The sequence below is a fragment of the Ligilactobacillus hohenheimensis genome, from assembly GCF_947381805.1.
Taxonomy (GTDB): Bacteria; Bacillota; Bacilli; order Lactobacillales; family Lactobacillaceae; genus Ligilactobacillus; species Ligilactobacillus hohenheimensis.
Map to the genome: position 1 here is coordinate 189,601 of NZ_CANCXC010000001.1, position 14,957 is coordinate 204,557.

Genomic DNA, 14,957 nt, shown 5'->3' on the forward strand with positions numbered 1-14,957 from the left:
GAAATGAAGAAGTTATATTCAGCGTTAATGACAGCTTTTAACGAAGATGGCAGTGTTAACTTAGATGGTGTTCGGGCAATGGTTCGGTACAACATCGACGTTAACCATATTGATGGGCTTTACGTTGGCGGAAGTACGGGCGAAACGTTCATGCTAAACATGGACGAAAAGAAGGCAATTTTTAAGGCGGTTTATGAGGAAGCAAATGGGGCCATTGACCTGATTGCGCAGGTGGGTTCATTAAACATTACCGAAGCGAAGGAATTGGCGCGCTACGTTACTGCATTGGGCTACCCGATGATTTCTGCAGTAACGCCGTTCTATTACAACTTTACGTTTGAGCAGATTAAAAATTACTATAACGAAATTTTGGCGGACGTTGATAACAAATTGGTTGTGTACTCCATTCCGGCCTTAACGGGAGTTTCGTTGTCACTTGACCAGTTTGCGGAACTCTTTGAAAACCCGAAAATTGTGGGAATTAAGTACACGAATCCTGATTTCTACCTGTTAGAGCGGGTAAGGGAACGATTCCCTGACAAGCTTCTTCTTTCGGGATTTGACGAAATGCTGTTGCCGGCGTTATCGGTTGGCGTTGATGGGGCAATTGGTTCAACGTTTAACGTTAATGCTCCCCGTGCTAAGCGGGAGATTGCTGCCTTTGAAGCAGGTGATAACGAGCAAGCCTTAGTATTACAGCGGGAAAGTAATGACTTGATTGCAGCAATTCTTGATAACGATCTTTATCCGACCATTAAATTACTATTTAAGGAATTGGGTGTAGATGCTGGAATTTGTAAGCAACCGATGAGTGCGCCAACGCCACAGATGAAGGCGGGTGCTCATGAAATTTACACCCGGTTCTTCCAGAATAGTGGTGAAGAAAAATGAAAAACGATTTTTTAAAGCGCGTGAAGGGGAAGTTAATTGTTTCGTGTCAGGCTCTTCCGGATGAACCGCTTTTTAGCTCGTTTATCATGGCACGGATGGCCCGCGCGGCAACCCAGGCAGGTGCTGCGGGAATTCGGGCTAATTCGGTCGTGGACATTCAAGCGATTCAGGACGAGACGAGTTTGCCGGTGATCGGTATCATTAAACGGGATTACGTTGATAGCCCCGTGTATATTACGCCGACTTTGCGGGAAATGCGGCAGGTAGCAGCAACCGGGGTTGCGGTTGTTGCGTGTCAGGTAACCGGGCAATCCCGGCCGAACGGAGAAGATCTGGCTAACATTATTCCGCGGTTTAGGGAGGAGTACCCAACGACACTGTTAATGGCAGATACGGGGGACTTAGACGATGTTGTCCGGGCAAGTGAGCTTGGATTCGACATTATCGGGACGACGATGCACGGCTATACCCCGACGACCAATGGAATGAACATTGCCGATGACGACTTTGCATACTTAAAAGAAGTACTGGCCACTGCGACTGTCCCGGTAATTGCTGAGGGGAAGGTGGATACTCCTGCTAAAGCACGGCGCGTTTTGGACCTGGGCGCACACGCAGTTGTTGTTGGCGGCGCGATTACCCGGCCGTTAGAGATTGCTTCCCGGTTTATTAATGCCATTGACGGATAATGGTATAGTAAAGTCATTATTTGTGAATTGGAGAAAAGGCACTTGGGGTTATTACAAAGAATTGAAGAAGATTATCCGCAGCTTCCCACTCAGGAAAGAGCGGTTGCATTGGTTGTGGTTAGGAAACCGAATGATATTCAGGAAATGGGAATCACCGCACTAGCACATGAAGCAAAGGTAAGCATTGCCACGGTGACGCGGTTTGTCCACCGGATGGGATGTGCCGATTACCAGGCGTTTCGGATGACGTTATTACGGGAAACCCTTAATCAGGGGGCTTCTCAACCGATTAGCCCGGATGAATCTGTCGGAACCCAGGTTTTTCGTTTTTATCAACGGGTGATGCAGGATACGTACCAGAAGCTGGATGAAGAGGTGGTTACCCAGGTCGTTGAACGGATTAAGAAGGCGCGGCGGATATACGTTTACGGCCTTGGTAGTTCAGGCTACACGGCAGAGGAATTTGTTCAGCGACTAATCCGGATGGGAATTGCGGCGTTTGGAATGCACGATAGCCATATGATGTATATTAACAGTCAAATTACGACTGCTAAGGATATCATCATTGCAATCAGTTCATCGGGAAGTACTGACGACGTTAATACGGCGTGTACCCTTGCTCAAGCGAACACGACACCCGTGTATGCTATTACCGCGTTTAAGAAAAGTCCGTTAGCACAGCTTGCAGATGCAGCGATTCACGTTCAGTCCAGCACATTTATCGATAATACCCGCTTTATCAATTCGCAGCTGGCGATTATGTACGTAATGGACATCATTTCAACGCGGCTGCTGATGGAAGAAAAGTACCGCGAGCAGTTTGATCAGACTGTACGGATGATTACTAACCGAAAATTAAGTAAATAGTGCCTGGAGCCACCGTGAGAAAAGAGAGGTTGGAATTTTTATATCCCAACCTCTCTTTTTCAGGTTTTAGTACCCGATTAAGGCACCAACCGAACCAATAATCACAGCACCAACGGTAAAAATCAACATCACCCAGACAACAAACATCGTGATTTTCTGAAATGTTGACTTTTTCTTTTTTTCTCGTGCCATTCTAACCATTCCCTATTTTAAACTTCACGTGGTAGTTTACCGGGGAATGATAAAAGTGTCAACGGCGGGAAGCGTTGCATTCTAAGGGGGGAGCATTATAATAGTGAAGAATAGGTCACGCGAAACGGAGGATATTTCATGATTACACACTGGTATGGACAAATTACGGTAATGGTAATCTTATGGCTAATAATGAAGTTTATTCGCCGCTTATTCCCCCGTTTTTGGCCGGCCCGGCTGCACATGCTTGACGTGGAATGCGTGTTGTTGTTAATCGGAGCACACTTTTTATCCGTTCAAGTTTTCATGATTTCAGTACTCCCATTCATTGCAACAATTATTGCGGTAGTGGGGTTATTAATGGCAGTGGTTATTTTTATAAAGAATAAGCCATTTCGAATAACAACGTTCTTTATCCGCATCTGGCGGCTACTGGATTTGTTGATGGTGGTCACCTATGTTGGTCTACTGGTTGTACTGGTTGGCAAGTGGATTTAAATAGGAATGATAGTTTAAGTCTGAGGAAGAGGCTGCAACAAGGGTTGTGGCCCCTTTTTTGTATTTAAAATCGCCGCTTTTCGGGATAAATACACCTTGTAAAAGTTTCTTTATTAGTGTGGGAGGGGAAAAACGGTTTTAATGCTCCAGGACATGTTTGTTAAAAAAATGAAGTGGGGGATTAAGGTAACTGTGTGGTTGAAAGTGGGGGAGGGTGGTAGTATCATTAAAACTGGCGTGATGAAGGGTGGTGAAGTCTAATGTTCATGGGTGAATACCGGCATACCGTTGACACAAAGGGACGGTTAATTATTCCGGCAAAATTTCGGGACGAACTGGGTCCGGAATTTGTAATTACCCGGGGCATGGACGGCTGCTTATTTGGGTATCCGCTAACCGAGTGGAATAACCTTGAGAAAAAGTTACGTCAGCTTCCATTAACGAAGAAGAATGCCCGGGCATTTGTTCGGTTCTTCTATTCGGCAGCCACGGAGTGTGAGTTTGACAAACAGGGACGAATTAATATCCCTAAGGCGTTGCGGACGCACGCTGCACTTGATAAGAAGTGCGTGGTAGTCGGCGTTTCTAACCGGTTTGAAATTTGGTCAGAAGAACGGTGGAACGAATTCTCAGATGATGTTGAAGAGAATTTTGATGAGATTGCCGAAGATATGATGGACATTGATTTTTAGGAGACTTTCATGAGCGCCTTTAACCACATTACTGTTTTGAAACGTCAAGCGGTTGACTATCTCAACGTACGACCAGCAGGACTGTACGTTGACTGTACGCTTGGTGGCGGGGGGCATACCGGCGAGCTATTACGCCGGTTGGACGCTACCGGGAAGGTGGTTGCGTTTGATCAGGATCAGACTGCAATTACCTTTAACGAGGAGCAGTATGGGGAGGAGATTGCCACTGGAAGGTTAACGCTTATTCAGGATAACTTTCGCAACCTCCAGAAACAGTTAGAAGTGCGGGGAATCACAGCGGTTGATGGTGTTTTATATGATTTGGGAGTTTCATCACCACAATTTGATGACGCTGCCCGGGGGTTTAGTTACCGGAACGATGCGCCGTTAGACATGCGAATGGATCAGCACCAGCAGTTAACGGCACGAACAATTGTTAACGAGTGGTCGTATGCTGATTTGGTAAGAATTTTCTTCCGGTATGGTGAGGAAAAGTACGCGAAGTCAATTGCCCGCCACATTGAACGGGCACGGGAAGAAACCCCAATTGAAAGGACGGGCCAGCTTGTTGAACTAATTAAGCAAGCAATTCCGGCAAAGGCCCGGCGAACTGGGGGACATCCCGCTAAGCGGACGTTTCAGGCAATCCGAATTGCTGTCAATGACGAGCTAGGGGCATTGGAAGAGTCACTGACGCAGGCGCTTGATTTACTAGCGCCAGGCGGGCGGATTAGCGTGATTACCTTTCAGTCGTTGGAAGATCGCCTCGTGAAGCGAATGTTTCGGGAACGAACGACGGTCCCGGATTTACCTGCAGGATTACCGGTTATTCCGGAGAAAAATAAACCCCATTACCGGTTAGTTGTGCGGAAGCCGATTACTCCGTCAGAAGACGAAGTGACAGCTAACCGGCGGGCACATTCAGCTAAGTTACGTGTAATTGAACGAATTAAATGATTTAAAGTGAGGATGACAAGAATGGCACGAACAAACACGGCACGGAAAGTAACTCCGCAGAATACGGAACGGATGGTAACGAATCAACATCAGATTACGTTCCGACGGCCAACACCGTTGCAAAGACATGAAAAAATCAATTTTGCACTCGCGGGAGCATGGATGTTCTTACTTACGCTTGGGGTCGTGGCGACAAACATTAACCAAACGCATGCCGAGTTTAATTACCAAACCACCACTGATCAAGTAACGAAGGTTCAGACCCGGAATGCTAACCTTAAAGAAGAAATTGGCACGTTGGGGAGTCGAACACACTTGATGGGGGTTGCTAAACAAAACGGCCTCACAATGAATAAAAAGAACGTAAGGAATGTAATCAAATGAATAAGTATCAAAAGCAATCGGTAAAAAAGAAACCAAATAAGCTTTACGGTCAAGTGCTTTTCTGGGCGGTAATCCTTCTCTTTGCGCTTTTTATCGGTCGCTTTTTTTATGTAGGAATTACCCATCATGCGGACGGACAAAACCTCTCTGCCCGGGTACGTGAGATGTATTCTAATGCGATTGATATTAAGGCAAAGCGTGGAAATATTTACGATTCAACGGGGCAGCCGATTGCGGAGAACGCAACGACGTATACGGTCTACGTTGTGCTTTCTAAGAAGGCGCAGGCCTACGGGAAAAAGCAGTATCTTCCGCAAAACCAGAAACGCAGGGCGGCCCGGATTCTGGGAAAAAATCTGGGAATGAAGCCGGAAAAGGTTTACCGGATTTTAAATCCTAAGGACAGTGGTCTTTATCAGGTTGAATTTGGAAATGCCGGGAAGAATATTTCCCTTGCCACGAAGAAGAAAATCCAATCATATCATTTAAGCGGGGTTAAATTCACTCCCGCTCAGGCCCGGATGTATCCTAACGGTGTGTTTGCGTCCCATATTATTGGAATTGCCCAGCAGAAGAACGGTAATTTATCCGGTGTGATGGGGATTGAAAAACAGTATAACAAGTACCTTGCAGGTCATAACGGGGTACGCAAATATGCTGCCGACCGGCTGGGAATTAAGCTTCCGAGCTCACGGATGAAGTACCGGAAACCGGTTAATGGTGATGATATTTATACGACGTTGAACCCTAAGTATGAAAATTACCTAGAGGAGACGCTGACGTATGCACAAAAGCGATACAGGCCGGCAGAAATGGCGGGGATATTAGTTAACCCACACACTGGAGAGGTGCTAGCTGCAGCACAACGTCCTACGTTTAATGCTCAAACAAAAGTTGGATTGGACCAAATCTGGCGTAACGCACTAACTGAAGAAGCATATGAACCAGGTTCAACGATGAAAACGATGTTACTGGCTGCTTCTATCAATAGTGGACATTTCCAACCGAATGCATATTACCAGTCGGGTAAATTTGATGTTGGTGGTAGCTTGGTAACCGATTGGGATCAGAACGGATGGGGTTCAATTCCCTACTATGAAGCATATTTGAAATCGTCAAATGTTGGTATGGCTCACATGGAGCAACAAATGGGCCCTAATGTTTGGCTTAAGTATATTAAACGGTTTGGATTTTTAAAGAGCACCAATTCCGGATTGGGAATCGAACGGTCTGGGAGCATTTCATTTAAGCTACCAATTGAGCAGGCAGATACGGCTTTTGGGCAAGGAATAGATGTTACTTCCATGCAAATGGTTCAAGTCTATACGGCAATTGCTAATAACGGGAAAATGGTTCAACCACGATTTATTAGGAAAATAGTTGATCCTAACACTGGGAAAACAGTATATAAAACGAAAACTAAAGTTGTTGGAAAGCCGATAACTTCAAAGACAGCATCTCAGGTACGATACTGGATGCAACAGTATATTGTTAACCCTAAAGCGATTGGTAAACCATTTAAAATAAATGGCTTTGATACTGGGATTAAAGATGGTCAGGCACAAATTGCTAGCCCAGATGGTCGTGGGTATATAAGCGGAGGACCTGGTGATTACATTTTTGATGTAGCTGGGATTGCGCCAGTTAATCATCCCCGCTTTTTAGTATATATTGTTGTTAAACAACCACAGGCATTAAAGAAAAATGCTGGTGATTTAACGATTGCAGATATATATACTCACTTTATGAAGAAACTTTTAAATAGCACCCAGCGTACGACAATTAAGAGTGTTGACGACAGTACAAATAAAGTTCCAAGCGTGAAGAACTGGAAAGTAAACGATGCCATCCAAGTATTAAATCAAAAAGGATTTCATCCTATTCAAATTGGTTCTGGTTCAAAGGTTATTCGGCAGAGTGACGCCGGAAAGAGTGCAACGAGTGGGACGAAGGTGTTTTTAATAACGAACGGGAAAATGAAAATGCCTGATGTCAGTGGCTGGTCACGAAATGATGTTGTGAAGTTTGCTAACCTTGTTGGAATTGATGTTCAGTGTAAAGGTAGTGGCTTTGTTACAAAACAGAGTATTGCAAAGGGATCTACTTTAAACAAAAATGAATCGTTAACCGTTGAATTACGGTAGTTTTAAAGAGGTAATTAGATGATTTTACAGACAATAACATCTTTTGTTGTGAGTTTACTTTTAACCGTAGCCTTTGTTCCTGTTTTAATTCGTTACGATCGCAAACGGAAGCTTGGTCAGGTTACGTGGGAAGAAGGATTGGAATGGCACGCAAAGAAATCAGGAACGCCCACAATGGGGGGATTGATTTTTAACTTTGCGATTTTCATCACCGGAATAATTGTACCGTTAATTTTTCATCAACTAACGGGGGCTGCAGTAATGCTTGCCGGGACGCTTCTTTTGTATGGCTTTATCGGTTTTTGGGATGATGCCATTAAGCTTTTTGAAAAAAAGAATCGGGGACTGTGGGCATGGCAGAAAGCGTTACTTCAAGTGATTCTTGCATTTCTCTTTGCCTTCGGATACTGGCATGCGGGCTTTCCGTTAAGTATTACTATTTTTGGCCAGCAAATTCAGCTAGGAATCCTATACATCCTGTTTATTGTTTTCTGGCTGGTTGGGTTCTCCAATGCAGTCAACCTGACTGACGGGATTGACGGGCTGGTTGCTGGTCAGGCAGCGATTGCCTTTGCACTGTACGCAATTCTTGCCTACCACCAGGACCAGTTTGGCATTATGCTTTTCTGCGTTGCGGTTGTTGGAGCATTAGTCGGCTTCCTTATTTTCAACCATAACCCAGCAAAAATTTTCATGGGTGATATGGGCTCGTTGGCACTAGGAGGGGCGCTTGCGGCAGTTGCGTTCCTCTTACAACATCCGTTTTCATTACTATTTATCGGAATTATCTTTGTTATTGAAACGGCAACCGTCATTATTCAGGTGACCTATTACCACCGGACCGGGAAGCGGCTATTTAAGATGACGCCGATTCATCATCAGTTTGAAATGGACGGGTGGAATGAATGGAAAATCGATACGGTCTTTTGGCTTGTCGGTGCGGTTATTGGGGCAATTACGCTAGTTGTTATTATTTGGTAATTTATAAAGGAAGTAGCAGCAATGAAAAAGGTTAGCGATTATCGGGATAAAAACGTTTTGGTGCTTGGATTGGGAAAGAGTGGGGTGAGTGCGGCCAAGCTTCTGCTACGTCTCGGCGCGCACGTGACGGTGAACGACCGGCAAACGCCGAAGGATCTAAAAGAGGTCACTGCGTTAGAAAAGGCGGGCGCCACTGTGGTGACCGGGAGTCATCCCCTTTCCCTCCTCGATGAGACGAATTTAGTGGTTAAAAACCCAGGAATTCCTTACGATAATCCGCTTGTTGCTGCTGCGGTCAAGCAGGCTATTCCGGTGATTACTGAGCCGGAACTAGGATACGTTGTGTCAGAGGCACCGTTTGTTAGCGTTACGGGAACAAACGGGAAAACGACAACAACAACGTTAATTACAAAAATGCTTGACGAATCGCTGGCGGGTCACGCCTATGCCGTTGGAAACATTGGCGTTCCGGTCACGCAGGTGGCACCGCAGGCAACGAATAATGACTACTTAGTAACTGAACTATCAAGCTTCCAGTTAATGGGGATTCAACAGCTCCACCCGCACATTGCGGTAATTACAAATATTTATACGGCACATACAGACTACCATGGTTCTAGAGAAAACTACGTGCGGGCTAAAATGAGGATCATGATGAACCAAACGCTGGATGACTACCTTGTAATCAACTGGGATGATTCCGAGTGGCAGGAGATTAGTACACATACTAAGGCACAGGTTGTTCCGTTTTCCAGGGAAAACCGAATTCAAACGGGCGCATACGAACAGGATGGAGAGCTATACTTCCGCGGCGAGCGGGTGATGGCGGCAGACGACATTAAGGTTCCCGGAAGTCACAACGTTGAAAATGCGCTCGCTGCAATCGCTGTTGCCAAGTTAATGAACGTTGATAATTCTGTTATTAAGCACGTTTTAACTACGTTTAGTGGCGTTCGGCACAGGACGCAGTACGTTACAACGATTAATGGGCGGGTCTTTTATAATGATTCGAAGGCGACGAATATTGAGGCGACGTTGAAAGCCTTAGTCGGTTTTAAGGACCACGTTGTTTTACTTGCAGGGGGATTAGACCGTGGGTTCACGTTTGAACGGTTAGCGCCCGCCATGCATAATAAGGTTGATACGTTAATTGTCTTTGGTGAAACAGCTGATTTGATTGCCGTTGCTGGGAAACAGGCGCACGTTCCACAAATTATTCACGTTAAGGATGCAGTGGCGGCTGTTCCGGTTGCATACGAGCATAGTCAACCGGGAAGCACCATCTTACTATCACCAGCGTGTGCAAGTTGGGATCAGTGGCCAACCTTTGAAGTTCGTGGTGATAAGTACATCGAGGCAATTGAGCAATTAAAGAACGAGGTGATCTAAGTGCGGTTAATTATTTCTGGCGGTGGCACAGGGGGACATATTTACCCTGCGTTAGCCTTGATTGAAACGGTTAAACAGCATGAACCTGATTCGGAAATTCTTTATGTTGGGACCGAAAAGGGGCTTGAGAGCCAGATTGTCCGGGATGCTGGGATTGCTTTTAAATCAATTAAAATTCAGGGATTTAAGCGGGCGCTTTCGTTCGAAAACGTCAAGACCGTCGCGCTCTTTTTGCGGAGTATCCAGACGGCAAAGAAGATTATTCGGGAATTTGCACCGGATGTTGTTGTTGGAACTGGGGGTTACGTCTGCAGTGCGGTGGTATTTGCTGCGAGCCGATTACATATCCCGACGATGATTCATGAGCAAAACAGTGTTGCGGGAGTTACTAATAAGTTTTTAGGGCACTTTGTTGACAAGGTTGGAATTTGCTTCCCTGATGCTGCATCAGCTTTTCCCCAGAAGAAGGTTGTTTTAACGGGAAATCCACGCGCACAACAGGTGAGTCAGATGCACCCGACCGGACGTTTAGCAACCGAATATGGGTTGACTGCGGACAAACCAACGTTGTTAATTTTTGGAGGATCACGGGGGGCCCTTCATATGAACGAAGCCGTGGCGGACGCGTTACCGTTGTTTGGTCAGCACCCGGAATATCAGGTCCTTTTTGCGACGGGGAAAGTGCATTACGACATGGTAATGGAACGGATTGGAAATAAGGTTCCGAGTAACGTAGTGGTGAAACCATACATTCCGGATATGCCCGCTATTTTACCGGAGGTTGCCTGCATTGTCGGCAGGGCCGGGGCAACAAGCCTAGCTGAAATTACGGCGATTGGAATCCCGTCAATTTTAATTCCGAGTCCGTACGTTACGAATGACCACCAAACCAAAAATGCTAAGAGTTTGGTTAACCGTGGTGCAGCAGAACTTTTACCTGAAGAGGGTTTAACCGGCAAAAAACTCTTTGCTTGTGCTAACAAATTAATGGCTGACGGGGCAAAACGGCAGGAGATGACTGTGAGGGCGCGGCAGGCAGGAATGCCGGATGCTGCTGATCGCGTGTATGCAATCCTTCGTGAGCTAATTACCACGGCACAGAAGTAGGGGGGATGAGCATGGCAAACATTTTTCACCGCCCACACCGGGAAGAATTGACGCCCTGGGAACGCGCGGAACGACGGAAGAAACGGGCAGAAAAACATCAAGTTAAGGAAGGGGGCCCGGATGCCTCCCATAAAACATCACCGTCCGTAAAAAAGCGTGAAAAAGGATCGTTGGAGTGGTTAAAGGCAAAAGCGAAAACAAAGCGCCTTCTAAAGCTGCAATCGCAGCATGATACTCCCACAAAAAAGGAGCCTCCAGTAGCCCAACAACCACTCCAGCCCATTGAACAAGCGCCAGTAAAAGAAGCGGAGGAGCAGTTACCGATAACTACGACACAGAAGTCCCCAAAGGAACCGCATCGGTTGTCGCGGGTCCGGCGGCGGGCACTGGTGCTGGTGCTTTGTTTTGCGGTTGCCGTAGTGGTTACGGTTATCAGCATCCTTCCAGTCAGCCGAATATCTTCGGTTCGGGTAACGGGGACTGATAATGCAACGGGGCAAGCGGTTGTCCAGGCCAGCCAACTGCGGCCGCACCAATCATTGATAACGGTTTATCCGCGAATGTTTGCGGGTGATCGCCGGATTAAGCGGGAAGTTAATTCTGTGCGCCGGGTAACGGTGCGGCTTGTTGGTCGTCAGGTTGTTTTGCGGGTACAGGAATACCCGATTGTTGGTTATCAGCGAAAAGGTGGGCAATACTATAAGGTGTTGGCGAGCGGTGCCGTTGGTTTGACGAAGATTCGGCGAATTAACGGGAATTATCCCATCTTTTATGGTTTTAAGCCACGTGAATTGCGTGCAATGGCGGCCCAGGTAAACCGGCTGCCCGTAAAGGTGCGGCAAGCAATTTCAGAAATTCATGCACAACCAAACAGGGTTGATCCGCAACGGGTTCACTTATACATGAATAGTGGGAATGAAGTTATTGCCCGGGTTGATACTTTCGCTACTAAAATGAAGTATTATCCGGCAATTGCCGCTAAAATGAAGGCGAAGGGCGTCGTTGATTTTGAGGTCGGCGCATATTCGTACCCTTTTAGTGATAAAAACAAGTAAAACTCTAGCGGAACTATGGTTTTGCGTCCTTGATTTGTGTATACTAAAATTATGCAAGTTTAAGACCGGATATAGCGTCCGTTTTTACATTTAATTAGCAAGATATTATAAAGATAGGAGGGCAATTTGATGGATGATTCTGGAATTTTTGCAGGCCTTGATATCGGAACGTCAACCGTCAAGGTGATAATTGCAGAATATATCAACAATCAAATTAATATTATCGGTTACGGTAATGCTCCATCTGCTGGACTTAGTCGTGGTGTGATTGTAGACATTGATCAGGTGGTCGGTGCTATTCAGTCTGCGGTTAAAGAAGCTGAGCAGCGTTCCGGGAAGACCATTTCAGAAGTTACGGTTGGGATTCCCGCTAATATGCTTCAAATTGAACGCTGTCGTGGCGTCATTGCCGTAAGTTTAGCGGGTGATAGTGCGTCAAAAGAAATCACTTCGAATGATGTGTGGCGTGTAACCCAGGCTGCCTTGGTTCAAAACTTACCGCCTGAACGTGAAGTCATTGATATTATTCCTGAGGAGTTCATTGTTGATGGCTTTGATGGAATTCAGGATCCGCGGGGGATGCTTGGTGTCCGGATGGAAATGGACGGTATTATGTATACTGGTCCGAAGACAATTGTGCATAACGTTAAAAAGTGCATTGAACGAGCAGGCCTTGAAGTTAACGGAACGGTTGTAATGCCGTTAGCGGTAGCGGATGTTGCATTGACTGACGACGAACGTGATTTTGGTGCGGTAACGATTGACATTGGCGGTGGCCAAACAACAGCCGCTGTCATTCACGACCATCAGTTGAAGTATACATACGTCGATCAAGAAGGTGGCGATTTTGTTACCCGTGATATTTCGGTCGTATTAAATACTTCGATTGAAAACGCCGAGCTTCTTAAGCAAAATTATGGTTATGCAGACACCACAATGGCCTCTAAGGATGATGTCTTCCCCGTTCAGGTTGTCGGTCAGCAAGAACCGCAACAAATTACGGAGGAATATCTTGCTGAGATTATTGAGGCGCGGTTAGAGCAAATCTTTGAAAAACTTCGGGATGAGTTGGAACAGGTTGACGCTTTATCACTTCCGGGAGGCGTTGTCTTAACCGGAGGAACGGCAGCATTACCTGGAATTAAGGAACTGGCGGAGGATGTTTTAGACGTGAACGTGCGCGTTTACGTTCCGCAGGAAATGAATCTGCGGGATCCGAAGTTTACCGGGGTGCTGGGGTTGACCCAGTATATCGCACGGCAACGGGGGGTTGACCGGATTGTTAAGGACGCCCTTGCAAGCGATAATTTCCAGGAACAGCCCCTTGATGGTGAACCGGAAGGTGATGTTTCTGCTGATGAACGGCGTCCGCGGTCGTTTCGGCCGTTCCAATCACGGAAACGGGAGGATAAACCCGTCCGTGAGGCAACGCCAAAGCAACCGAGGGAAGAAGGCTCCTCAAAGATTGGCGCCCTGTTCCACCGGTGGTGGCAGAAATTATCTGAGTTCTTTGAACGGGCAATGGACTAATGAAAATGGAGGATGAAGGGATGGAATTCTCAATGGATTCAAACGAAGTTGGCGCAAAGATTAAGGTCATTGGTGTCGGTGGCGCCGGTGGTAACGCCGTTAACCGGATGATTGAAGATGACGTTAAGGGTGTTGAATTTATCGTTGCTAACACGGATATTCAAGCACTGAAGAAGTCTAAGGCAGAGACGAAGATTCAAATCGGGCCGAAGCTTACGAAGGGACTTGGAGCTGGTTCAAACCCAGAAGTTGGTGAGAAGGCTGCCGAAGAAAGCGAAGATGCAATTGCACAACAGCTTGACGGCGCAGATATGATTTTTGTTACTGCCGGAATGGGTGGTGGAACCGGAACGGGGGCTGCTCCTGTTGTTGCCAAGGTTGCTAAGGAACAGGGTGCCCTCACTGTGGGGGTTGTCACCCGACCATTTAGTTTTGAAGGACCCAAGCGGGCAACCTTTGCCGCTGACGGAATTGCAAAGCTGAAGGAGCACGTCGACACGCTGGTAATTATTGCTAATAACCGGTTGCTTGAAATTGTCGATAAGAAGACACCGATGCTTCAGGCTTTCCAGGAAGCTGATAATGTTCTTCGGCAGGGTGTTCAGGGAATTTCTGACCTGATTACATCACCAGGATACGTTAACCTGGACTTTGCTGATGTTAAGACGGTTATGCAGGATCAGGGTTCTGCCTTAATGGGAATCGGGACTGCAAGCGGTGAAAACCGGACGGAAGAAGCTACTAAGGCAGCCATTCATTCACCGTTGCTTGAGGTTTCAATTGAGGGTGCTCAACAGGTGTTGTTAAACATTACCGGTGGTCCGGATTTGAGCCTGTTCGAAGCACAGCAGGCTTCCGATATTGTTGCTCAGGCTGCTAACGATGACGTTAACATCATCTTCGGGACGTCAATTAACGAGAACCTTGACGAGGATACCGTGATCGTTACGGTAATTGCTACCGGAATTGATGCTAACGGTAAGAAAAAGATTGGGCGGCATAACCGTGGAAACCGCGGAAACGGCATGCAGCAGCCGGGGATTTCCCAACCACGGCAGAACGGAAACGGTGGAATGAACCAGGGTTCAAACCAGCAGTCCGACCCGTTTAACAACTGGAATTTAAACCGGGAAAACGGGAATAACCGGCAGGCGTTCCAAAATGAACGGGAAAATGCCTTCCGGAACATCCAAAAGGATGACTTCAATGTTTACAACGATCAGCAGAATAATGCTGACGCTAAGGCAAAAGAAGAAGACGAGTTAAGTAAGCCACCTTTCTTCCGTCACCGGAAGCGGTAATTGAAGGAGGAGGGAATTAGCGAGGATGATTGGCCAAATTATTCAGGTTCTTTTTGAATTGTATTCAACGCTGATCTTGGTGTACTGCATTATGTCCTGGTTCCCGAATGCTTATCAAACAAAGCTGGGCCAATTATTGGTGCGTCTTTGTCAGCCATACCTTGAGATTTTTGAGCGGTTTATTCCACCGGTTTTCGGGATTTCATTTGCTCCGTGGGTGGGGTTGATTGCCTTACAATTTATCGAGTATGGTGTATTTGCCATTTTGCGGATATTGTAG

General features: G+C 46.4%; 16 protein-coding genes. 15 read left to right on the top strand and 1 reads right to left on the bottom strand.

From position 1 onward, the window contains the following. Window positions 1-3 precede the first annotated feature (3 nt). The 3 genes from QOR60_RS00995 to QOR60_RS01005 are packed head-to-tail and all read left to right on the top strand — an operon-like array spanning window position 4 to window position 2,447. On the top strand, window positions 4-891 hold the full coding sequence (locus tag QOR60_RS00995) for an N-acetylneuraminate lyase (protein WP_283581495.1): 888 nt from the start codon (window positions 4-6) through the stop codon (window positions 889-891). Next, entirely contained in the window at window positions 888-1,580 is a 693-nt protein-coding gene (locus QOR60_RS01000; RefSeq protein WP_283581496.1) for an N-acetylmannosamine-6-phosphate 2-epimerase, read from the top strand. Before QOR60_RS00995 ends, QOR60_RS01000 begins: the two co-directional genes overlap by 4 nt. 42 nt (window positions 1,581-1,622) lie before the next feature. Beyond that, entirely contained in the window at window positions 1,623-2,447 is an 825-nt protein-coding gene (locus tag QOR60_RS01005) for a MurR/RpiR family transcriptional regulator (protein WP_283581497.1), read from the top strand. Between the two features lie 66 nt (window positions 2,448-2,513). Here QOR60_RS01005 and QOR60_RS01010 read toward each other — a convergent pair whose 3' ends face one another. Then, on the bottom strand, window positions 2,514-2,639 hold the full coding sequence (locus tag QOR60_RS01010; protein ID WP_283581498.1) for a DUF4044 domain-containing protein: 126 nt from the start codon (window positions 2,637-2,639) through the stop codon (window positions 2,514-2,516). 138 nt (window positions 2,640-2,777) lie between these two features. Between QOR60_RS01010 and QOR60_RS01015 the strand changes: the two genes are divergently transcribed. The 12 genes from QOR60_RS01015 to QOR60_RS01070 all read left to right on the top strand — a co-directional run bounded on the left by QOR60_RS01015 (window position 2,778) and on the right by QOR60_RS01070 (window position 14,957). Beyond that, window positions 2,778-3,137, top strand: coding sequence for a DUF3397 family protein (locus QOR60_RS01015; RefSeq protein WP_283581499.1), 360 nt, complete (start codon window positions 2,778-2,780; stop codon window positions 3,135-3,137). Between the two features lie 260 nt (window positions 3,138-3,397). Further along, window positions 3,398-3,829: a division/cell wall cluster transcriptional repressor MraZ gene (gene mraZ / locus QOR60_RS01020; RefSeq protein ID WP_283581500.1), complete on the top strand. Its 432-nt coding sequence runs from the start codon at window positions 3,398-3,400 to the stop codon at window positions 3,827-3,829. A 9-nt stretch (window positions 3,830-3,838) separates the two neighbouring features. Further along, window positions 3,839-4,786, top strand: coding sequence for a 16S rRNA (cytosine(1402)-N(4))-methyltransferase RsmH (gene rsmH / locus QOR60_RS01025; protein ID WP_283581501.1), 948 nt, complete (start codon window positions 3,839-3,841; stop codon window positions 4,784-4,786). A gap of 21 nt (window positions 4,787-4,807) precedes the next feature. Next, window positions 4,808-5,170: a hypothetical protein gene (locus QOR60_RS01030; RefSeq protein ID WP_283581502.1), complete on the top strand. Its 363-nt coding sequence runs from the start codon at window positions 4,808-4,810 to the stop codon at window positions 5,168-5,170. Continuing rightward, entirely contained in the window at window positions 5,167-7,314 is a 2,148-nt protein-coding gene (locus QOR60_RS01035; protein WP_283581503.1) for a penicillin-binding transpeptidase domain-containing protein, read from the top strand. The genes QOR60_RS01030 and QOR60_RS01035 overlap by 4 nt, the downstream gene beginning before the upstream one ends. A gap of 18 nt (window positions 7,315-7,332) precedes the next feature. Next, a complete protein-coding gene (gene mraY / locus QOR60_RS01040) occupies window positions 7,333-8,295 on the top strand; it encodes a phospho-N-acetylmuramoyl-pentapeptide-transferase (protein WP_283581504.1) in 963 nt (320 codons plus the stop codon). A 21-nt stretch (window positions 8,296-8,316) separates the two neighbouring features. After that, entirely contained in the window at window positions 8,317-9,684 is a 1,368-nt protein-coding gene (gene murD / locus QOR60_RS01045) for a UDP-N-acetylmuramoyl-L-alanine--D-glutamate ligase (RefSeq protein WP_283581505.1), read from the top strand. Continuing rightward, on the top strand, window positions 9,685-10,791 hold the full coding sequence (murG, locus tag QOR60_RS01050) for an undecaprenyldiphospho-muramoylpentapeptide beta-N-acetylglucosaminyltransferase (RefSeq protein ID WP_283581506.1): 1,107 nt from the start codon (window positions 9,685-9,687) through the stop codon (window positions 10,789-10,791). 11 nt (window positions 10,792-10,802) lie between these two features. Beyond that, entirely contained in the window at window positions 10,803-11,846 is a 1,044-nt protein-coding gene (locus QOR60_RS01055) for a cell division protein FtsQ/DivIB (RefSeq protein WP_283581507.1), read from the top strand. 129 nt (window positions 11,847-11,975) lie between these two features. Then, a complete protein-coding gene (gene ftsA, locus QOR60_RS01060) occupies window positions 11,976-13,376 on the top strand; it encodes a cell division protein FtsA (RefSeq protein ID WP_283581508.1) in 1,401 nt (466 codons plus the stop codon). A gap of 20 nt (window positions 13,377-13,396) precedes the next feature. After that, window positions 13,397-14,677 (top strand): cell division protein FtsZ, encoded by a 1,281-nt coding sequence (ftsZ, locus tag QOR60_RS01065; RefSeq protein WP_283581509.1) that lies wholly within the window; start codon window positions 13,397-13,399, stop codon window positions 14,675-14,677. A 25-nt stretch (window positions 14,678-14,702) separates the two neighbouring features. Continuing rightward, window positions 14,703-14,957, top strand: coding sequence for a YggT family protein (locus QOR60_RS01070; protein WP_283581510.1), 255 nt, complete (start codon window positions 14,703-14,705; stop codon window positions 14,955-14,957).